The organism is Pontibacter akesuensis, assembly GCF_001611675.1.
Taxonomy (GTDB): Bacteria; Bacteroidota; Bacteroidia; order Cytophagales; family Hymenobacteraceae; genus Pontibacter; species Pontibacter akesuensis.
In genome coordinates, this window is sequence record NZ_CP014766.1 from 1,467,785 (window position 1) to 1,489,499 (window position 21,715).

17 protein-coding genes and 1 pseudogene are annotated in these 21,715 nt (G+C 51.6%); 8 read left to right on the plus strand and 10 right to left on the minus strand.

All coding sequences use genetic code 11. The annotated features are described in order from the left end of the window. Positions 1 to 17: 17 nt before the first annotated feature. A complete protein-coding gene (locus A0W33_RS06095; RefSeq protein ID WP_068837329.1) occupies positions 18 to 1,073 on the minus strand; it encodes a tyrosine-type recombinase/integrase in 1,056 nt (351 codons plus the stop codon). Positions 1,074 to 1,260: 187 nt separating this feature from the next. Between A0W33_RS06095 and A0W33_RS06100 the strand changes: the two are divergent. From A0W33_RS06100 to A0W33_RS06115, 4 genes and pseudogenes are all read left to right on the plus strand, one after another. After that, positions 1,261 to 1,752 (plus strand): annotated as a pseudogene (locus A0W33_RS06100) (magnesium chelatase subunit ChlI family protein); the annotation flags it as partial. A gap of 240 nt (positions 1,753 to 1,992) precedes the next feature. After that, positions 1,993 to 2,574, plus strand: a complete 582-nt coding sequence (locus A0W33_RS06105; protein ID WP_068837331.1) for a porin family protein — start codon at positions 1,993 to 1,995, stop codon at positions 2,572 to 2,574. Positions 2,575 to 2,989: 415 nt separating this feature from the next. Then, positions 2,990 to 3,649 carry a porin family protein gene (locus A0W33_RS06110; RefSeq protein WP_068837332.1) on the plus strand — a complete coding sequence of 220 codons (660 nt, stop codon included), beginning with the start codon at positions 2,990 to 2,992 and terminating at the stop codon, positions 3,647 to 3,649. Positions 3,650 to 3,777: 128 nt separating this feature from the next. After that, positions 3,778 to 4,434, plus strand: a complete 657-nt coding sequence (locus A0W33_RS06115) for a porin family protein (RefSeq protein WP_068837333.1) — start codon at positions 3,778 to 3,780, stop codon at positions 4,432 to 4,434. Positions 4,435 to 4,492: 58 nt separating this feature from the next. Here A0W33_RS06115 and A0W33_RS06120 read toward each other — a convergent pair whose 3' ends face one another. The 8 genes from A0W33_RS06120 to uvrA form a co-directional block, all read right to left on the minus strand. After that, on the minus strand, positions 4,493 to 5,857 hold the full coding sequence (locus tag A0W33_RS06120) for a dipeptidase (RefSeq protein WP_172798094.1): 1,365 nt from the start codon (positions 5,855 to 5,857) through the stop codon (positions 4,493 to 4,495). Between the two features lie 109 nt (positions 5,858 to 5,966). Then, positions 5,967 to 6,611 carry a glycerol-3-phosphate 1-O-acyltransferase PlsY gene (gene plsY / locus A0W33_RS06125; protein WP_068837334.1) on the minus strand — a complete coding sequence of 215 codons (645 nt, stop codon included), beginning with the start codon at positions 6,609 to 6,611 and terminating at the stop codon, positions 5,967 to 5,969. Between the two features lie 164 nt (positions 6,612 to 6,775). Then, entirely contained in the window at positions 6,776 to 11,554 is a 4,779-nt protein-coding gene (locus A0W33_RS06130) for a hypothetical protein (RefSeq protein ID WP_068837335.1), read from the minus strand. 24 nt (positions 11,555 to 11,578) lie between these two features. Continuing rightward, positions 11,579 to 12,406, minus strand: coding sequence for a 50S ribosomal protein L11 methyltransferase (prmA, locus tag A0W33_RS06135; protein ID WP_068837336.1), 828 nt, complete (start codon positions 12,404 to 12,406; stop codon positions 11,579 to 11,581). A 9-nt stretch (positions 12,407 to 12,415) separates the two neighbouring features. After that, positions 12,416 to 12,772, minus strand: coding sequence for a DUF6150 family protein (locus A0W33_RS06140; protein ID WP_068837337.1), 357 nt, complete (start codon positions 12,770 to 12,772; stop codon positions 12,416 to 12,418). 92 nt (positions 12,773 to 12,864) lie between these two features. Beyond that, positions 12,865 to 13,626, minus strand: a complete 762-nt coding sequence (tpiA, locus tag A0W33_RS06145) for a triose-phosphate isomerase (RefSeq protein WP_068837338.1) — start codon at positions 13,624 to 13,626, stop codon at positions 12,865 to 12,867. A 187-nt stretch (positions 13,627 to 13,813) separates the two neighbouring features. Continuing rightward, complete coding sequence (locus tag A0W33_RS21070; protein ID WP_074937209.1) at positions 13,814 to 14,002, minus strand: hypothetical protein; 189 nt, start codon at positions 14,000 to 14,002, stop codon at positions 13,814 to 13,816. 588 nt (positions 14,003 to 14,590) lie between these two features. Further along, entirely contained in the window at positions 14,591 to 17,395 is a 2,805-nt protein-coding gene (uvrA, locus tag A0W33_RS06150; protein WP_139237155.1) for an excinuclease ABC subunit UvrA, read from the minus strand. Positions 17,396 to 17,743: 348 nt separating this feature from the next. Between uvrA and A0W33_RS06155 the strand changes: the two genes are divergently transcribed. Beyond that, positions 17,744 to 17,869: a 30S ribosomal protein THX gene (locus A0W33_RS06155; RefSeq protein ID WP_068837340.1), complete on the plus strand. Its 126-nt coding sequence runs from the start codon at positions 17,744 to 17,746 to the stop codon at positions 17,867 to 17,869. A gap of 85 nt (positions 17,870 to 17,954) precedes the next feature. Here A0W33_RS06155 and A0W33_RS06160 read toward each other — a convergent pair whose 3' ends face one another. Beyond that, positions 17,955 to 19,217 (minus strand): MFS transporter, encoded by a 1,263-nt coding sequence (locus tag A0W33_RS06160; protein WP_229802114.1) that lies wholly within the window; start codon positions 19,215 to 19,217, stop codon positions 17,955 to 17,957. A 306-nt stretch (positions 19,218 to 19,523) separates the two neighbouring features. Between A0W33_RS06160 and A0W33_RS06165 the strand changes: the two genes are divergently transcribed. From A0W33_RS06165 to A0W33_RS06175, 3 genes are all read left to right on the plus strand, one after another. Further along, positions 19,524 to 19,964, plus strand: coding sequence for a hypothetical protein (locus A0W33_RS06165; protein ID WP_068837341.1), 441 nt, complete (start codon positions 19,524 to 19,526; stop codon positions 19,962 to 19,964). Positions 19,965 to 20,303: 339 nt separating this feature from the next. Then, on the plus strand, positions 20,304 to 20,642 hold the full coding sequence (locus A0W33_RS06170; protein WP_068837342.1) for a hypothetical protein: 339 nt from the start codon (positions 20,304 to 20,306) through the stop codon (positions 20,640 to 20,642). A gap of 320 nt (positions 20,643 to 20,962) precedes the next feature. Next, positions 20,963 to 21,343 carry a group III truncated hemoglobin gene (locus tag A0W33_RS06175; RefSeq protein ID WP_308428467.1) on the plus strand — a complete coding sequence of 127 codons (381 nt, stop codon included), beginning with the start codon at positions 20,963 to 20,965 and terminating at the stop codon, positions 21,341 to 21,343. The last annotated feature ends 372 nt before the right edge of the window (positions 21,344 to 21,715 follow it).

Sequence of the window (21,715 nt, forward strand, 5' to 3'; positions counted from 1 at the left end):
ATTGAAAATCCATTTAATTAAATAGAATCCAGTGCCCCGACTGTCTCCATGACAGTAATATCATAAACTTTGGCATACCTCATGGTTGTTTCCATTCTGGAATGGCAGAGCAGTTTTTGGATGGCAACGATGTTTCCCCCTGTGTTCAGCAGCATGGATGCGAACGTATGGCGTGCTGTGTGCCATGTGATGCGGCGGGTGATGGCCGCGCTGTAGATCCACTCACGAAGCGCCTCGTACCTGTTGCTTTCGTAAGGCCAAGGGAAAATATTATCTTCTGGCTTGCCTTCTTCCCCAAGCCACCTTTTGGCGTTGCCTATCAGCTGAAGGGTGTGCAGCTTATACTTAGTCTTCTGCGGACGGAAAACCAGTGTGTCACCCTGAATGTGCTTCCATTTGATTGCCTTCAAATCCCCTACCCGAAGCCCCGTGAAGCAGGAGAACATGAACATGCTTTTAATTAAGTTGCACTTGCAGGGGTGCTCCGCGAGCATCTTTACCTCTTCTATCGTCAGCCTCTCCCTGTATGGCAACACCTCCTGAATGTTCTTCACTTCTTCGGCGGGGTTATAGGAAAGCATACCCTTTTTCACGGCTCTTTCCAGTTGCCGTTTGAAGCGCTTGAAGTAAGTGGAGGCGCAGTTTTGCCCTACCACCGTCAGCAGGTAATCCCTGAACGACTTAACAAAGGCCGCGTCAATGTCTTTAACGCTGCACTTGTTGTTGGTGAACTTGCAGAAGTGCTTGAAGCTGCAGTAGGTATTGCTTTTCGCGCCCCTTTTTCTAAACCGCTCGTCGGCTTCCTCCCTGAACAGTTCAATAAAGTCCGCCTTTGCGCTGCTTGCCTTTTTAAAGTCGTACTCTCCGTAGAACAGTTCTTTCTCCCTGTCCGCCCGAAGCATTTCCGCCAACTGATCTACTTTTCTGTTGTGTTCTTTTTCGTCCTGCGTTCTTGGTTTTTCATAACGCTGCCATTTTGTGGTTTCCGTCTTCCTTTTTTTTGCCTGCACAATGTCAAGGTAGATTTTCTGCTTGCCATTGCTTAACTTCCTGTGTCTTACAGTAATTCCCATGTGATATGTTAGTAATGTTGTTAAATGATGTTGCAAACATAATGGCTACATTACCAGCAACATTTATGCGTCCACACACTTCCATGAACATCCATGTACATCCATGTATATACAGACGTTAAAATCTTGCTTACAATGAGTTAGCCAGTGAAAAGTGCCCTATTTAACTGTTGACAGACATTATGAAAATCCATGCCCCTGCGGCTACTATAATCATCCTGACAAAGAATGCGTGTGCGGCCCCGGTGTGGTGCAGCGCTACCTGAACAAGGTAAGTGGCCCCCTGCTCGACCGTATCGACCTGCACGTGGAGGTAACACCCGTTACGTTTGATGAGATGACGGCTACCCGCAAGGCAGAGGAAAGCACCACAGTGCGCGAGCGGGTGGTGCTGGCCCGTAAAGTGCAGTCGGAGCGCTTTAAGGAGATGCCGCAGATACACTCCAACGCCATGATGCCCTCCCAAATGGTGAAGGAGGTGTGCCAGATAAGCGATGCTGGGCGCACCCTGCTGAAAACGGCCATGGAGCGCCTCGGCCTCTCGGCCCGCGCCTACGACCGCATCCTGAAAGTGAGCCGCACCATTGCCGACCTGGCCGACAGCCCGGAAATAAAAATTGAACATTTAGCAGAAGCCATTCAGTACCGCAGCCTCGACAGGGAGGGCTGGGCCGGTTAAAAAAGCTAAGCTTTACAAAGTGCTTTCATACAACTTCTTAGCTTCAGCGGCAACCACGTGTGGTTGCCGCTTTTTGCTTGCTCAGGATGTGCAGAAGCAGGCCTGGTGCACGAATGGTAACATTAATTTCATGGCGGGCCACTATACTTTTCTACGCTCTTTGCGTATTAGGCTTACACCAGGCAAGCACTTAACTCTTATTCTGCCTGGAGTAAACAGTTTTAACAAACTATTTAGATTATGAAAAAGACGCTTTTATTTTTTGTATTTATTTTAACAACAGTAATTGCCGCTCAGGCACAGGGCCCTAAGATTGGCGTGCGTGTAGGAGCTAACTATGCTGGCTTCTCTGGAGACGACGCCGACAACTTGGACAGAGTATTTGGCTTCCATGCCGGCCTAACCTCACAGTTTGCCATAACCTCTGATAATTTCTTGGCTATTCAGCCGGAGATCCTTTTCTCGCAGAAAGGTGCCGAAGACGACGATAACAACTTTAAGGTAAAGCTGAACTACATTGATGTGCCGGTTCTAGCCCGCGTTAATGCAGGTCCCTTATACTTTGAGGCAGGCCCACAGGTGTCGTTCCGTCTTGGGGGAGACATAGAGAGTGGCAACACTACCATCGACGATCTCGATTTCTATAAAAAGACAAGCTTTGGGTATGCTGCTGGTGTTGGTCTGGCTTCAACGCCACTTGGCTTAAGCCTTGGTGTGCGCTACAACGGCGATATTTCGAAGTTGAATGACAACGCAGAATTATCCGATACGCGCAACGATCTGTTTATGCTTACACTCGGCTACACGTTCGGAGGCCGCTAGAAGATGCCGTAGTACAATCTAAATCTATGAAATTAGAAGTCCGGCCCTGTGCCGGACTTTTTTACGCCACTTTTTCAACAAAAAGATTGAGGCATCAAACGCTCCTTACCCTTCACCTTAGGTACAGGCTTTCAGGAAGCTAACACAATTGCATCCGCCTTTCTATCTACTCTGCTGCCTACTTAAAGTATAGCCTTTCCTCATATTACCGACTACTATATAGATACTGCCTATACTTTGGCCCACTTGTTGCTATCTCTACCGCAACATGCATGTTGTTTCAGGAGGAAAGGGTAATGGATCAGAAATCCGGCGCCGATCTGAAATCAGAAGGAAAAAGAAATTTAAACCTCTTAACATCACAAACAGCGTATGCCGCTCGTTTAGAGAGCACGTACGTTAAACTACACTACTTATGAAAAAGCTATTATTATCATTTGCAGTTGCCCTGGCTACATTCGGTGTGGCACAGGCCCAGTCAGGTATCGGTATCAGAGGTGGTGCCAACTTCTCTAATCTTGAGGGCGACCTGAAGCATGAGTCACGGTATTCAAACAAAATCGGTTTCCATGCCGGCCTGACTTATGGTATTCCGGTTGTTGAAAACTTCTTCTTTATTCAGCCGGAGCTGCTTTACTCAGTGAAGGGCTTTAAGTATGAAGAAATGAATTTAGATGTGCCGCTCGGCACCCTAGAGAGAGAAGGCAACATGAACTACAATTATCTTGATTTGCCAGTTTTGCTTCGTGTAAAAGCGGGTCCGATCTACTTTGAGGGCGGCCCACAGGCTTCTTACCTGCTAAGTGTAAATAATAAGACTACAGAAAAGCTAAACGGCGACCCCTATTCATCTTCTACCAGAGAGCGTGATATAGATGGCCTAAGAAGATTCGAGGTGGGCTACGCAGCCGGTGTTGGCTTTGCCACAAGCAGCGGTATTAGCCTGGGTGTACGCTACAACGGCAGCTTTAACGACTTCGTGGACAAGAACCCGGAAGAGTATTTTGAGGGCGACCTGACAAATGCCCGTCACTCTACCATTATGGCAACAGTAGGCTTTACATTCGGCCGCTAGCGAGCTATAGTATAAGCAAAGTATAAAGCCAGCCTCGCCCTTTGGGTGGGGCTGGCTTTTTTTGTGCCGGCCAACTTATTCATACTTGCAGGAGTAAAATGAGTGATGCTAACTATAACCTCAATCCTATGAAAAAGCCCCTGCTGCTGCTCTTATTTATACTTGCCCCGGTGCTGTGGGCACAGGCCCAGTACCTGCGCTATGGCGCCAGGGTGGGCGGTAACTTTACCAAAGCCCACGGTGATGATGCCGCTGAAGACAATATAAACAACCTGGCGGGCTTGCATGGCGGCCTTATTGTAGGGTATGAGTTTGTGTCGCGGCTGGCGCTGCAGGCGGAGGTGCTGTATGAGCAAAAGGGCTTTGTGTATAATGACTATCCACGTACTGACATTTTCAGGCTGACAGGTGACCACCGCCTGCACTATATTACATTGCCTGTGATGCTCAAGTTGCAGAAAGGCGGCTTGTTTGCGGAAGGCGGCCCTTACGTAGGCTATCTGTTTGCGGAGAATGCGGATATCACAGAAACGGAAGACAGCAACTCCCTTGTCCCTGCCCCACCACGAGACTATCCTTTAAGCATGCATGATTTCGAACGGTGGGACTACGGCTATACAGTGGGCGTAGGCCTTCAATTGGATAACGGCCTTTTTATGAGCGTTCATAATACCGGCGGCCTCACCTCCTTCTCCAAAGAGCTTGACCAGAAAAACTTCGGCTTTAAAGTCAGCATCGGTTACCTGCTGCGCCCGCGCTCGGCAGACGACCTGATGTGGCGCTAAAAAGAAAAGTCCCGGCTATACTTTAGCCGGGACTTTTCTTTTTTATACTTGCAGATGCTTACTTCTTCAATTCTGCGAAGTGCTGGTAAAACAGCGGAATCGTTTCGATGCCCTTCATGTAGTTGAACACGCCGAAATGTTCGTTCGGCGAGTGGATGGCATCCGAATCAAGGCCAAAGCCCATCAGTACAGAATCCAGCCCCAGCTCTGACTTGAACATAGCCACAATCGGAATAGAACCGCCGCTGCGCACCGGCACCGGCTTTACGCCAAACGTTTCTTCGTAGGCTTTAGCGGCAGCCTGGTAAGCAGGCGAATCAGTTGGCGTCACCACAGGCTCCCCGCCATGGTGCGGCTTCACCTCCACTTTCACGCTCTTAGGCGCTATGCTTTCAAAGTGCTTCTTAAACTTCTCCGTAATCTCTTCTGATGACTGGTTCGGCACCAGGCGCATGGAGATTTTAGCGTAGGCTTTCGACGGAATAACTGTCTTGGCTCCCTCGCCTGTGTAGCCGCCCCAGATGCCGTTTACATCCAGCGTCGGGCGGATGGAATTGCGCTCCATTGTCACGTAGCCTTCTTCGCCGTGCACATCGCTTAGGCCGATCGAGTTTTTATACTTGTCCAGGTTAAACGGGGCGCGGGCCATTTCTGCGCGCTCCTCCGTACTTAGCTCCTGCACGTTGTCGTAAAAGCCCGGAATGGTAATGTAGTTGTTCTCATCGTGCATCGAGGCAATCATCTGGCACAGGATGTTGATCGGGTTTGCCACGGCACCGCCATACAGGCCGGAGTGCAGGTCACGGTTAGGGCCGGTTACCTCTACCTCCACATAGCTCATGCCGCGCAGGCCCGTGGTGATGGAGGGCGTATCGTTGCCCAGCATGCCCGTGTCTGAAATCAGAATCACATCGCCCTGCAAACGGTCTTTGTTCTCGCGCACAAAGGTAGCCAGATTCACTGAGCCAATTTCCTCCTCACCTTCAATCATAAACTTTACGTTGCAGGCCAGCGTGTTCGTCTTCATCATGGTTTCAAAGGCCTTTACGTGCATGTACATCTGACCTTTGTCGTCGCAGGCGCCGCGGGCGTAGATGTTGCCGTCCTTTATCACGGGCTCAAACGGAGGTGAGTTCCAGAGTTCGTAGGGGTCAGCGGGCTGCACATCATAGTGGCCGTAAACGAGCACCGTCGGCAGGCTCGGGTCCACGATCTTCTCCCCGTATACTACCGGGTTTCCGGCAGTCTGCACCAGTTCTACCTTGTCGGCTCCGGCTTCTTCCAGGCGCGCCCTTACAAATTCGGCAGTGCGCTGCACATCAGCTTTAAACTTGGCATCGGCACTCACCGACGGAATGCGCAGCATATCGAGCAGCTCATCCAGGAATCGGTCTTTGTTCTCGTTTATATATTGGTTTATCATGCTGTTATGTATGGGTTGAGACAAAGTAAAGTTACAAAAAAAAGCCACCCTTGCTTGGCAGGATGGCTTTCTACTATCTTTTCATGAAGGTTATACTTCTGATTTATACTTACCGCTTTCGGCCTAAGGTGATGTTGGCTTTGCTCTCCTCGCCGGTAAGCAGGCGGTTGATGTTCTTGCGATGCGTAAGTACCACCACCGCAAACAGCAGGAACCCAAAAATGATCAGGATCGGATTCTCCGGATGAAAGCGTGGCAACAGTAGCAGCAGCGGAAAGGCAAGCGCCGCAATGATAGACCCCAGCGATACATACTTGGATGTGAAGAGCACCACCACGAAAATGGCAATGCACAGCAGGGCCACCAGCGGCTCAATAGCCAGCATCATTCCCAGCAGAGTTGCCACGCCTTTTCCTCCCTTAAAGCGCTCATACACCGGAAAAATATGTCCTAGTACACCGAAGGCACCAAATATCAACTGAAAAATAATAAGCTGCTCGGCCTCGATGGCGTTGAAAATAACAAGAAACCCCGCCAGCGAGGTAGCCGTCCAGCCCTTGAAAATATCCAGCAGCATGACCACGGCACCGGGCTTTTTGCCCAGCACGCGAAAGGTGTTGGTGGCACCCGAATTGCCGCTGCCATGCTGCCGCACGTCTACCCCGTAATAGGCTTTGCCAATCCATACGGCTGAGCAAATAGAACCTATCAGGTAAGCGGCAATAGCCAGAACAGCGATCAAAAGTATATCCATGTGTGAAATTTTAAAGCCAGGGGCCAACCGTGGGTTTGTGCAGTAGCAGGAAAAAGTAAGTACCCACTTTCAACGCAAACCAAAGCCCAAATATAGGAAAAACTTGCTCTACTCTCCAAGAATAAGCTTCCTGTGCCTATATACGGGGTATAACTGCTTCGCGGTTACTGTATATCGGTACCCTCCTGCTCTGCGTTGTCCTTGTCTTTCTTACGTTTCTTCTTTTTGTCTTTCTTCGCATCATCCTCAGATATGAAGTCGAAATTTCCGGTTGGCTGGTTCACTACTTGGTTCGTCATCACCTTAAAGCCTTCCTTGCCACCCAGATACGCCTTCTGGTAGTAGGCCAGAAACTCATTCTTCTCAATCGGCTGCCCCTCATAAAGGGAGTACCGGTTGCTAAAGCCACGGACTCCCTTTGACTTCGAGTTAACGGCCTTGTTGAATTTGTCATCTGAGGAAATCAGGCTAAGTCCGTTCTCAAAGTAGCTGAAGTAGTACCAGGTGTACGGGTCGGCCTGCAAGTATAAGTTCACCACCGGCTCGCCGTTCATGTCCTGCTTCAGCTCCAGGTAACCATCCATGCGGGCGTTGATATCATCTTTCAAGCTGCTGGCCACGCTGATGCCGCCCGTGCTGTACCAGGCTTTATTCTTGTCCGACCAGTGCAGTTCCACCTCGTTCAGGATCAGGCTGCGCTGCAAAACTTTCGATACTTCCGGCAGGGGCACGTGTGCAAAGGCCGCTTTGGCCTTATAAGCGCGCACATCCTTGTCGCCGATAAACTCCGCCAGTTTGTAAAGGATGGCCTCATCCGAGTTGTTGATAGCCTCTACGGTGCCAGCCGAGTTGCCCCGTAGGTTGGCCGCCATGGCCGAAAGCGCCTGGCTTGGCATGTCCATGTCGAAGGCTAGGAAGGTGTTCAGTTTATACTTGCTGCTGTCTACTTTCGCGTCGCCGCTTCCGGAAGCCTCAACCTTAAACCCTTTTACCGGCTTGAGCAGGTTCAGTTTGCCCTCAAAGTGAATGGCGTTGGAAGCCTCGTTGTAGAGCAGCACATTGCCCTGGTAGCTATTGGCATAAGCACGCGCCTCGCGGCCCAGTTTAAACTCCTGCTTCTCCTTGTTGTACGACAGCAGGCCATCCACCGTAAAAATATCCAGGTCTCCCTCATTCAGCTTCTTCGACACAAAGGTATTATAAAGGGCTGATTCTGGAGAGATATGCAAGCCCGTATGCAGTGCCATGCCATCGGTGGCTTTTGGCTTAAGGATCGGGATGCGCACGTTCTTCGGGTTCAGCGTGTCCTGCTTGTAAGGAAACCAGTCAGAGTCGGCCGGGTTACCGGTAAAGTTCAGCTTCAGGTCTCCGTCGAAGTTCATGTACTGGCTTGGTGCGTTCATGGTAACCTTGCCGCGGTACATAATGCGGGGGAAAATATAAAAAGGCTTTTCCTCCTCCAGGCTTGCCGTAGCAAACGTGTAGATCGGCTTCTTCTTCTCCTGCGGGTTACCGTACACAAAATTCGTGAACATCAGCTTAAACGAATCTCCGGCGGCATTGTAGTAGTTATTCAAGGCATCGCCACTGAAGGCCATCCGCGAAAGCACGTCAATGTTACCGGCGTATAGTTTGTGGTGTTGCTGTACCGTATCGGCCATCACGCGCGCGTTACGCAGTGTACGAATGGTGGCATCAGAGGCCACAGCTACCTTGCCACTGTCCGGCAGCACATAGGTATCAGCTACGGCAATGTGCGGTACGCCTCCGGCAAGCAAGGTGTTTCCCTGCAGGTTATATGCACCACTGGTAGCCAGAAACTTCAAGCCTTTCTGCTCGGGGTGCTGCGAGATAAACCAGTTGTTGGCCCCATTCTCCTCTGCCTTCAGGCTCACGCTCTGCTTATTCATGTCCCAGCGGGCGCTGCTCATCGAGGTCTTGTACTGCACTTTGGGGAACTCTATACTTGCGGCGCCTTTCTGCTCGCTCTCAAAATCCACAAAGCCTTTGCTCATGTCGTAGGTAAAGGCTACATCAATGGCCTTCACCGCTGGCTTGCCCGCCACATCCGACTTCACCAGCATCTGGGCGTTGTTGCCGCTAAAGCCGCGTTGCTGAAACTGCAGTTTGGCAGAGGTCATATTGGCCTTATCGTTATCTACCACGCCGCTGCCATACAAACCGCCGGGCGACAATTTGGCCACACCATCAAAGGTGTACTCTTCTTTGTAGAGCTTCATTGGGTCCTTCGCCGTCTGCAGGTACATGGTATCCACATCCGTCTGCCAGTTCATGTCAAAGTTGGTCAGGCTGGCCACCGGATAGGCGGTACCGTTGTGGTTGCCTTCGGGCAGGGTCATCGACTTACCGCCTTTCACCATCGCCCCGTTTTTGAAATACGTATACTTGTCAGCCTTCAGGGTAGCCGAGAGGTACTTCAGCGTACCCTTGCTCTGTATGCCTTCCGAACTCATCATGATGGTGTCGTACACCATGCCCTTACCGCCGAAGGCAGGCATGCCTTTGGCGGACGGCTGGTAATAAAAGCCCAGTGTTTCATCGGGCATCATCTGCAGCTTCGTTTTGAAAGGCGGGAAAATCCCTCCGGAATTGAAGGTACCATCAAAGGCCACCGCTGATTTGCCTGAGCTAAGGCTGTCGAGCTTAAACGGCGGCATGTCGAAGTATACAGTGCTGTCGTAGGCGCCACCTGCCACATCTGGGCGGGCAAAGGCCACCTGGGCACCCTGCTCGGCATCAAACTTCGGATAATCGGCAAACTGCTTCTCGCCTGACTTATTGCTCGGCTTGTTAATGTATAGCTTGCCCGAGAATTTGCCGCTGTTGCTGGTCAGCACCTGATCGGATGCCTCCCCGCCTTTGGACCTTCGCTTTTTTGATTTCAGGGCAATGGTATCCAGCTTGGCCAAATCAATGTAAAAGCCATCGTAGTTAAACTTAAAGGCAGTGCCCTTAAAGGTAAGTCCGCTTGCGTGCACCTGCCCGTCAAACTCCATATCGCGGTTTTTCAGAATGTGGATCTCCTCGCGGCGCGGCAGCATGTATACACTGGCGGTATCGTTGTTAAAGGTGATTTTGCTCACGCCCCGCACCGTCAGTTTGTTGTTTTCCAGATTCAGCGTGGCGTTGCGGCCAGAGGGCATTACAGATCTGATTACCAGGTGGTCGTAGTCATTTTGGTCGCGGGAGGCGCCTACCTGGTGCCAGGCTTTTGGCTTCAGTTGGATGTAGCCGGAGGCAGGATCGTAGTTCACATACCCCTGGTGCGACATACTAAGCGCAGCCGCGCGCACGGCAGATTCCTCCAACCGGGTAGTTTTGGCTACGTCTGCCGCGTAAAACGTGCTGGTCTTGGCCTTGGTACCATGGCCCACCAGTATTTGCAAAGGGTGGAAAGGAGCAATGCCCACCAACTGTTGGTACCGTGAATTGGAGTAGTATTTCAGCGATTCCAGCTGTACCGGGATAAGGGTTTTAGTGTTTAAAACCGAAAACTCAATCTCAGGCTTGTTCAGGTTCCAGTGCACGCGCTCAGCTGTAATCTCCAGCTGGTGATAGGTATCGAAGAAGGCTGTGCGGGCATAAGGTCCTTTGTCTTTGGTAAGGGTGAGGTCGTTGTTGGTGCGGGCATAGCGCAGCTGCATGGCCGGGTGCGTCAGGCTGTCCTGGCCCTGGTAAATGCTGATAGCCGAGCGGTTCGCCAGCACCAGCGAATCCTCAAAGGTAAAGTAACGGGCAAGGGAGCGAAACTTCCTGCTGCCGTTGTGCGACACCACAAGCTGAGAGTAGCTGCCATCCAGCGGACGGCTGCCCACCTGGTTGCCCACCATCGAGAAGCCGCCGGTGTAGGCTATGTTACTGCCCAGGTTATTTAGCCTGGCATCGTTGGTGAAAGAGGAGAATTTAGGGTAAGGGTAATTGCCCGTCTTGCGTTTGCTGCTGATCCACTCCAGATTTCCATCCACGGGCGCCGCCAGCACTGCCGGGTACGTAATCTTGATATCGGCAGCCTTGAATCCTGCGAAGCTGGTCACAAAAGAGTACTTGCTCAGGTCGGCTACGGCGGGCTGGCCGCTGGCTTCCCACTTAAAGTTGCCGCCTTCGCCCACAAATGTGTTTGTAGCAAGCATCAGCTGGCCGCTGGTGGCAAGTATGGCCGTAGAGTCCCAAGCTGTTACAAAAGTAAGGTTTACCTTGTCCAGCTTCAGCACCGGGCCTGTTACTTTCGGGAGCGAGGGGATAAACTGCTGCTTCAGGCTTTCCTTGCGCTTCTGGGCTACTTTCTGCTTGTCTGCTTTCTTGGGTTGCTCTGTGATGGTTCCCCAGCCGTCGTCTGCCGCTTCTTCGCCGGTTGCCGTTATTTCATCGTCCCAGGAAATGCTTTTCCAGCCATCCTCTTCCTCGCCTTTCTCTGCCGTGCCCTTGGTTGTGCCCTCGTAGCTAAAACTAAACGTGCCGCCGGAGGCCAGTAACTTGAAGTGCGCGTTCTGGTACAGGCGGTTTTGGCTCAGATATAGACTCGTTGTGCTTAGGAATTGCTCCAGCGGCTTCACGTCCTCCTGCTTCAAGGCCTTCGCTGTTACATCCAGCAGGTTATCCACCCGGCTTGCGCTTAGGTTTTGCTTCTGGATGCCTGCCGTCAATATGGTGAAGAAGTTGGCAAAGTGCGGGTTGGCGCGGAGGCGCTTACGGTACATTTGCTGGGCAATCTCCATCACCTCGTTCTTCTGATTGGACGAGAGTTTGCCGCTGCTCCATACTTCCTCCAGGTTAGCGGATAGGGCTTCGGCGTTTTCGACCTTGCCTGCCACTAACATGGCTTTTACATCGCCCACAAAGGTTGCTGGCTCCTTCGAGAGCTTGTTCTGTGCCTGCGCTGTCAGGATGGTGAAAAATAGGACTAAGGGTAAAAGTTGTTTCATATGGGGGGGCTTATGAATTGATGATTATGCTTTGAACAGGGCAGATACCCAGTTATTTTTTTCGCGGTGGGTTTGGTACGCCAGCCCTAACTCAGCACAACGCTGCTGCAGCACGGGCAGGTCTTCGGTGTAGAACCCGCTTAGCAGTAGCCAGCCTTCCGGCTTCAGCACCGCCTTGTATGCAGGCATATCTTCCAGCAACACGTTGCGGTTGATATTGGCAAGTATAATGTCAAAGGGGTTTTCTCCGGCAATGGTCTCAGCACCGCCCAAACGCACATCTATACTTGCGTAGTTATTAAGTTCGGCATTTTCGCGGGCATTGTCAACAGTCCAATCTTCTATCTCCACCGCAACTATCTCTGCAGCACCTAGTTCACCCGCCATAATGGCCAGGATACCGGTACCGCAACCCATGTCCAGCACGCGCTTGCCCTGGTGGTCCAGCGTCAGCTGGTTCTCAATCATGAGCGTGGTGGTTTCGTGGTGACCCGTGCCGAACGACATCTTCGGGTTAATCACAATGTCGTACTTGGCATCGGCTGGCTTCTCGTGAAAGGAGGCGCGCACCGATACTTTCCCGGCAATAAACAGCGGCTCGAAATTACGCTCCCACTCCTCGTTCCAATTCTGCTTTGCGATTTTTTGCACCGTATAAGTTGCCTGCACAAAATCAGCGTAGCGGGCCAGGGTGTCGTCGAGGTCCTGCTGGCTATACTTATCTTCTTCAATGTAGCCGCTGAAACCGGTTTCAGTTTCTACAAAGGCATCAAAGCCCAACTCTCCGAGCTCGGCTGTCAGGATGTCCGCAAAGTCTTCGTTTACGGTAAGGGTTACTTCTATAAAATCCATTGGTAAAAATTAGTCGCGGCAAGTGGCAATAGCGCGCACGTCTGTAAAGTGCACCGTGAAGTCGGCCAGGTGGCGCTGGTCCGTTACGTAAAGAATATGATCGGCAAAAGCCTTGTTGGGGGTAATGTACCAGATAGCGGGTGCGTCGGCGAAAAGCTTGTTGCTCTCCCGGAACACCACCATGTCGGCAAAGGCTTCTTCCTCTCCCACAAATACGATGTGAGAAGCCATGCTTTTATACATTGGATCCCGCTCCAGGTATACTGAGCCGTAGATGCGGCAGGGACTAGGCGCAGCCGCAGAAACAGTTGGTGTTGGCTGCAAAAAGGGCAGCAGCGCAAGCCATAACGTGAACAGTACCTGCATAATGCTAATTTAAATTAATCTGGGGCCAATTTACAAAAAAAGGCTGCTAATCAACCAGATCAGCAGCCTTTTTTGTACTATATCTTTATCGTTTAAAAGGACTTTATTATATCGGTAAAGTCCCGCGATTTAAGCGAAGCGCCTCCAATCAGGCCGCCATCCACGTCAGGCTGTGCAAACAACTCCTGTGCATTGCCCGGGTTGCAGCTACCGCCGTAAAGTATGGAGGTGTTGTGCGCGGCCTCGGCATCAAACATGCGGGAGAGTTGCACCCGGATGTGCTCGTGCATTTCCTGTGCCTGCTGGCTGCTGGCCGTGCGGCCGGTACCAATCGCCCAGATCGGCTCGTAGGCGACCACCACCTGGTCAAACTCCTCGTTGCTTAAGTACGAAAGGCTATCGTGCAACTGCTTGCCCACATAATCGAAGTGGCGGTCCCCATCGCGCTCCTCCAGCGGCTCGCCGCAGCAGAAAATAGGCTTCAGGCCGTTGGCAATGGTAACTTTTAGCTTCTTGTAAAGCGTTTGCGCGTCTTCGTGGTGGTACAGGCGGCGTTCGCTGTGGCCGATGATTACGTACTCCACGCCTACTGACTTTAGCATCGCCGCCGACACCTCGCCGGTATAGGCACCGCTGTCGTGCTCGCTTACGTTTTGGGCCGCCAGGTGCATCTTTGGGTTGCCCTGCACCAGTTTGCCCACGCCCTGCAGGTACGGGAACGGAGGCGCCACAATCACGGTCACATCGCCGTTTGCCTCATCCTTCACCATGTTATCGATCTCCGACACCAGCGAAAGCGCCTCCTCATGGGTTTTGTTCATTTTCCAGTTACCTGCAACGATCCTTTTTCTCATGTTTTATTTTTTAGTGATGATGTTATACTTGGTTTAGCAGTTCAACTGCTTTACGGCAATTTAGCAAAATATGGTTTAACCTCGTCCTGGCACTTCCTAAAAACAGGAAGTGGAGTTAGGCTGCATCAGGATTTACTGGATTTTAGGATGAAAGGGGTATAGCTGTTGCTCGGGGTCCATACAAGAACTAGCTTCCGCTGCCCCACTCCCTGACGCGAGTTTTCAACTCGTGTCTTGCAATGATGTCGGTTTTCAACACGACTTTGTTGGTACTGTTTACCACCTTTCTGGCGCAAGCGTCTGCTTGTGCCTTCAACTGCTTCTGCTCTTTGTGATTTATACTTCCATAGCCTCTGTTCAATGCAACTTCAGCCAAGCTATCTCTTCTAGCTGCTGTTCATCCTCTAGCTCCCAAATACCAACCGTTTCACTTCATATTTTGGAGCGCTCACGGCCGCGGGGCCTCGTCCTGGGGGAAAGGGGCCCCTCGTTTAAGGCATCGCGCTGTGCAATTGAAGCTGCTCCTCGCTCCGCTGCGGGCTGCCCTAGCGGGCACCGCAACAATTACAAGGCCCTCAACCCAAGAACTGGAATCGGTTCAAATAGCTGGAGCTGTAGCTATGCAACAAAGGCTAAGTCCCCCTTTGAAGGAGGTAGGGGGATGTTCATACTTCTGCTAACGCGTTAGCCGCTTTCCTACTGTTTTTAGGTGAGGTAATTCCCCTCCTCGGAGGGGCAGGGGTGGGTTCTATCCAATCGCCGAGGCCACAGTGCTTATACTTTAGCCAAAACAGCAACAAAAGCTCCCTCCCCTGTTTTTAGGGCAGACCTTGGGGAAGCAAAGTCCCCCTCCTTAGACAAGGAGGGGCTAGGGGTGGTTGGATACATTACCGCCACAACCAGCCACAAAAAAAACGCAGCAACAAACGTTACTGCGGCTTCTCTAGTTATACTTTATACTTGCTTACAACCTGCCTTTCAGGAAGCGGGCAGTGTGGTTGTCCTCCAGCTGCGCCATTTCCTCCGGCGTGCCCTCGAACAGCAGGTGACCGCCGTTGGTGCCGCCTTCCGGGCCGAGGTCGATGATCCAGTCAGCGCACTTCACAATGTCCATGTTGTGCTCGATAATCACGACGGTGTTGCCGTTCTCGATAAGCGCGTTGATGGAGGTAAGCAGCTTGTTGATGTCGTGGAAGTGCAGACCGGTGCTGGGCTCATCAAAGATAAACAGGATGTTGTCCTGGTGCGGCTGCGCGCCCTTCGTGAGGAACGACGCCAGCTTGACGCGCTGCGCCTCGCCACCAGATAAGGTGTTGCTCGACTGCCCCAGGCGGATGTAGCCCAGTCCCACGTCATTCAGCGGCTTCAGCTTCTCCACAATCTTCGCTTGTCCGGCAAAGAAGTCAAGGCTGTCGGCAATCGTCATGTCCAGTACTTCAGAAATGCTCTTGTCATTATACTTGATATCAAGCACATCCTGCTTAAAGCGTTGCCCGTGACAGCTCTCGCAGGTCAGGTAAATGTCAGCCATAAACTGCATTTCAATCTTCACCTGGCCCTCGCCCTGACACACTTCGCAGCGGCCGCCCTCGATGTTGAACGAGAAGTGCGACGGCTTCAGTCCACGCGATTTCGCTAGTGGCTGGTCCGCGTAAAGTGTGCGTATGGCATCGTAGGCTTTCACATATGTTACCGGGTTGGAGCGCGACGATTTGCCGATGGGGTTCTGATCCACAAACTCCACGTGCTCTATTTTGCCGTAGTCGCCGCCCAGTTTATCGAACTTGCCCGTTGCCTCGGCTGTATTGCCGTGCAGCTTCTGCATGGCCGGGTACAGTATCTTTTTGATTAGCGTTGATTTACCCGAACCGCTCACGCCTGTCACCACGGTCATCACGCCCAGCGGCACTTTAACGTTCAGGTTCTTGAGGTTGTTCTCACGGGCCCCGCTAATTTCGATGGCGTTGCGCCACTTGCGCCGCTGCGTTGGCACCGACACTTCCAGCTTACCGGATAAGTATTTGCCCGTATAGGTATCGGCTTTCGTGATGTCATCAAACGTACCCTGGAACATCAGGTTACCGCCACCGGAACCTGCCTCCGGCCCAATATCGATCAGCTGGTCGGCTGCGCGCATCATCTCCTCCTCGTGCTCCACCACAATTACGGTATTACCGATTTGCTGCAGCGTGCGCAACACCCCAATCAGTTGCTCCGAGTCTTTCGGGTGCAAGCCTATACTTGGCTCATCCAGAATATACATGGAGCCCACCAAGGCGCTGCCCAGCGAGGTAGCCAGGTTAATGCGCTGGCTCTCGCCACCAGACAGTGTATTGGACAAGCGGTTGAGCGTTAAATAGCCCAAGCCTACGCGCTGCAGATAACCCAAACGATTTGCCACCTCCGTTACCAGGCGCTCGGCCACATTTTGCTCGTGCTGCGTCAGTTCCAGTTCCTGAAAAAACGGCAGCACCTGCGTGATTGGCATCAGCACGAGGTCGGTTATACTTTTGCCACCCACTTTAACATAGCTGGCATCTTTGCGCAGGCGCGAGCCACGGCACTCAGGACAGGTGGTGCGGCCACGGTAGCGCGACAGCATCACACGGTACTGTATCTTGTGCGTCTGCGACTGTATCTCTTTGAAGAAGGCGTTGAGGCCCGAAAAGTATTTATTACCATTCCACAGGAGTTCCTGCTCCGCCTCCGACAGTTCGTTGTAAGGGCGATGAATCGGGAAATCAAAGCGGATGCCGTTCTTGAGCAGCGGCTGCAGCCATTCGTTCATCTTTTCAGAACGCCAGGGCGCCACCGCTCCCTCGTACACCGTCAGGCTTTTGTCCGGTATCACCAGGTCCGGGTCTATGCCCAAAACGCTACCGAAACCCTCGCAGGTCTGGCAGGCGCCGTAAGGGTTGTTAAAGCTGAAGAAGTTAACCGACGGCTCCTCAAACACCAACCCGTCCAGCTCAAAGCGATCGGAGAACACGCGTTCCTCGCCGTCGCCGTAAAGCACGCGGCACTCGCCGTGGCCCTCGAAGAAAGCCGTCTGCACTGAATCGCCGATGCGGAATTGCAGGTCCTCGTCGCTTTGGTAGATAACGGCGCGGTCTACAAGTATAAATATCTGCTTGCCCAGCTTCGGTGTTTTCTGCTCCAGCAACTCCTCGATAAAGTATACCTGCCCATCGGCGTAAATGCGGGAGTAGCCTTTCTGCAGCAGCAGGTCCAGCTCTTTGGCCAGCGTGCGCTCAGCCATCAGCGGCAATGGCGCCAGGATCATCACCCGTGCTTCATCCTCCAGCGAGAAGATGAAGTTCACCACGTCCGTCACCGTGTCCTTCTTCACCACCTCCCCGGAAACCGGTGAGAAAGTCTTGCCGATACGGGCGTAGAGCAGCTTCAGGTAATCGTAAATCTCGGTGCTGGTGCCAACGGTGGAGCGGTTGTTTTTTATACTTACCTTCTGCTCGATGGCGATGGCCGGACTGATGCCCTTGATGTAATCCACGTCCGGCTTATCCATACGGCCCAGGAACTGGCGGGCGTAGGAGCTAAGGCTTTCCACATACATGCGCTGCCCTTCGGCATACAGGGTATCGAAAGCCAGGGACGATTTGCCGGAACCGGAAAGGCCCGTGATTACGATGAATTGATTGCGCGGCAGGGCTACGCTCAGGTTCTTCAGGTTATGCACCCGCGCCCCTTTTATAATGATGTTCTGACGCGCGTCGAGTTCGTCGAGGTTGTAATCTGGAATGTTTGCCATACAAAGCTGGTCGCCGGGGGCCATACTTGCCGCACAGCAACCTGTTGTGTTTTTAGTTTGATCTGTAAAGTTACAAATAGCTAACCTCTTTTTGAAGGCCTTTGTTGCGGCCGCAGGCAGAGGGTAATCGCATCGAAGTATAACACGCGCCCGCTCAAATAGGTTTACCCGCACCTCCCCTATTTACAGCAGCATCAAACTAAAGGAAACACATTTCCAGAACTGCGGTTAAGCTATTTGCTACAACCAGTTTATACGCCTAAATTATTTAAGTTTTGCCCTTACTTTTGAAACACCCCCTGCGTATGAATACCCAAACATTCACCTCTATAATAATAAAAGTGCGTTATGGGAAAAGGAGATAAGAAATCGAAAAAAGGCAAACTGGTAAAGGGCAGCTACGGCAACACGCGTCCGCACAAAAAGCACAACCAGAAAATCAAGCCGCCTTCTGACAAAACCACCGCAGCGTAAGCCGCCGCAAAACACATGAGCGAAAATGGCCCCGGCCACGAATCAATTTCCGTGGCCGGGGCCATTTGTAGTTAACGAATTATACTTACACCGCCTCCTGTGCCGGGTTCAGGTCCAGCGTGCGCAGTTTATCCGCTTTCAGAGCGGTGATGCCCACCACCACCAGCGTCATCATGCCGCCAAAAACCACCGCGGGCACCGTGCCCATTAGCCGGGCGGTAAATCCTGACTCGAAGGCTCCAATCTCGTTTGATGACCCTACAAAAATGTTGTTGACCGAGGACACGCGGCCTTTCATATATTCCGGAGTGAGGGTGTGGATAAGGGTAGAGCGGATGATGACGCTGATGCTGTCGAAGGCTCCGCTTAGCGCCAGCAGGCCCATGGAGAGCCAGAAGTTGCGGGATAAACCGAACAGCACGATGCAAACGCCAAAGCCGGCCACGCACCAGAGCATCTTTTTCCCGGCGTTTACCGATATTGGGCGGTACGCCATTATCACCGCCATCAATACAAAACCCAAAGCAGGCGCGGCGCGCATAAAACCCAGCGCCTGCGGCCCCATGTCAAGGATATCAGCGGCGAACACAGGCAGCAGGGCCACAGCCCCGCCAAAGAGCACGGCAAACAAATCCAGCGAAATGGCGCTAAGTATAATCTGGTTACTGAAAACGAACCGAATGCCTGACTTAAGGCTGTCGAGCATGTTCTGCGGGTTGGCATTCTCGGGCAGCGGCCGGTTTTTGATGAAGCTAAACGCCGCCAGCGACAGCACTACGAGAGCGGCATCGGTGGCGTAGGCGGCTGTAACACCGTAAAAGCCGTAAATCAGGCCGCCAATAGCCGGCCCGGCAAGCGAGGCAGCCTGCCAGGTGGTGGAGCTCCAGGTAATGGCGTTGGCGTACAGCTGCTTGTTGGCAACGAGTTGCGGCATAAACGAGAACACCGCCGGCCCCATAAAGCCCCGGGCAATGCCGCTCAAAAAGATAACGCCGTAGATAGGCAGCGCCCCGAAATCGGTCAGCACCCGGCTTACATTCAGCGTGAAGTATAGCAGCGCCGCTGAGCAGATGGCCAGCAACGTGATGACAAGTATGATAATCTTTTTGCGCTCCACCACATCGGCGATGTAGCCGGCATACAGCGACACCACAATAGAAGGCAAGGCCTCCGCCAGCCCAATCAGACCAAGAGAAAGCGGATCTTTGGTGATGTCGTAAATCTGCCAGCCCACCACCACGGCCTGAATCTGCATGGCCAGGGTAATGGAGAGCCTGGCAACAATGTAAAGCCTGAAATCCCGTATCCGCAGAACCGCATAAGGGTCATGCATTCGTGCGCTGCTCATTTTTTTGCTTTGCTTTTTCCGGGTGCAAAGCTACCGCAAAGCGCAGTTAGTTGAGATGCGTCAGGCAGTGAATTCGTAAAGATTTTTTATTTAAAAATAGCACCTGCCCCGCATATCTATATTTGTATACAAACGTATACTATCTACTTAAAGCAGCGAAGAGCGCATCCTGGTAACGAGGGGATTACCAGTTGCGGCATTGCTGCCTTCATTCCGCTTCAAGACTAATCAGACGTTTGCTTACTGTTTTGCTACCCCGCGGGTAGCCACCTGACGTGTACGGCCATAACGATAAGATATAAGCCAATGACAGCCATCGAAAAAGTGGAGCTCCCTTTCCTGCACCTCACTTTCCGCCATGACTTAGATATCATGTTCTGCCGGTGGCGCAGCTTTGTCAACATGCAGGAGTTTCAGGAAGGCTACTGGATGGCCCTGGAGGTAGCGCAAAAGCACCATGCCCGTTTCTGGCTGCACGACCTCCGCCTGCGCAACTCATCCACCGCAGCGGAGCGCCACTGGTTCGACCAGGATTTCGTTTCCGCCGTGGCACGCCAACTACCTATCGGACTATCGGTTGCTTACCTGATGTCGCCCTTGCAGCACGAGCACATCGACCAGAAAACCTCCCGGATTGAGGAGGTGATCAGCTATGGCAGTTTGTTGCAACTGCGCTACTTTGTCAGCGAGCACGACGCCCTGGATTGGCTGCAGGAGTGCCGGAAACGCACGATTTCCTCCTCCTGATTGTTACCTGCCAGGGGTGCAGCTTTGTTTCTTGTTTTTGTGTTACAACAAGCACAAATATTTCTGAATTATAAGCCGGTACTGTAACTAAGGGGCTTGTAACAAAGTATAACATTTCACTCCTTTTCTGGTACTGTGCGCATGCATCCACCGCTGCTACCAAGGGATTTGATGAAGCCCCGGTAACCAAATCGTTACTATTCTGTTAAACCAGAGGCGCTTACATCATCACATTGTAAAGTATAATTTCCTAAGACAACGCAAACTATCTTACATCGTAAGTTATAGTCTGTAAGCCGTTACCATACACAACTATTGAAACACTTAAACTAATCATTCATGAGATTATTGGACATCAGAGACCTGTTGGAAAACATCGAGCGAAAGGTGTACCAGCAGGAGATCACTACAGACGAAGACGTTACAAAATATGTAAATACCGAGATGGCTAAAGCCATCAACCTCAAGTACAAAGCAGAGAACGAGGTGAAGGACGACGCGCTTCAAACCATATCGTGCACCACGCTAGAGTGCTACCTGGATCACCTGAAGGCTGTGGAGGCAAAACTCCAGAAGCCGGGAAACATTTCAGCGCAATGCGCTCCAGTAGAGGAACGTGACATTAACCGCCGCCTGCTGTTGATCTTGAACCGCCTAAAGCGCTACAAGCGAAGTTAGACCTTCTGCACAAACGCATTTATTCAACCATCCTTCGAAGATTCCTCAGCTTTTCGAAGGATTTTTTATGCCCTTTCAGGAAGCACTCTCCGCTTGTTTTCCCTCTCCCGCTTCTAACATAATCGCACTTGCTCCTAAACAGGGCTGCCGGAATACGCGCGAGTGATGAATATCATATTTCAGCAGCAGCTTTCTTTTTAAATTTGCTGGACCAACTAAAGCCTCGTCCGCTCTAGTTTTGAGGCGATGAGACAAAAAAGTGGCGCAACCGTAACAAAATAACCTCTTGCCTGGGCTGTGCATGCACTGTAAGTATAGTAATGATGAGGAGAGATATAGCAACTGAAGATGACATTAAACTGCTCGTAGATACGTTTTACGACCACGTAAACCAGGATGAAATTCTGTCGCCGGTGTTTAACGGTTTTGCCAACGTTAACTGGCCACAGCACCTGCCGGTCATGTATAAATTCTGGAGCACCGTTCTTTTTGGAAGTATGGCCTATAAGGGGCAGCCGTTTCCGAAACATATGCGCCTGCCCGTGGATCGGAAACACTTTGCGCGCTGGGAAAGCCTGTTCACCCAAACCGTAAATGAATTATTTGAAGGGCCCAAAGCAGCGGAGGCAAAACAGAAAGCAGCCAGCATTGCCCGCATTTTCCAGATGAAACTAGGTTTGTTCAGCACATTAGAGCAGTAGCAGCTCCGGTTACGGCAGCCCAAAAGAGAGGCGGTAGCACCTGTGCTACCGCCTCTCTTTTTGCTTCTGACCAAATAACCAGCTTAGTTGCCCATGTTTGGCAACATAATTGCGCAAGTCTATATAGCTGATAAACATACTCATACCCGCGCAATACATTAAAATATGGCCTTATTCAGCTAAACAAATACCTTTGGGTGCAACGCAAATAAACGTCGGCAAGTATAAGCTGTATCAAATTTTTGGAAGAATACCCGGTGCACCTATTGCACATGTTAAACCCATTCCATATATTTGATTTACACTTCTACAAAAAATTGTCTAAACACGGTAAACGCAACAATATGATATAAAGCTCTACGTTACCTTTAT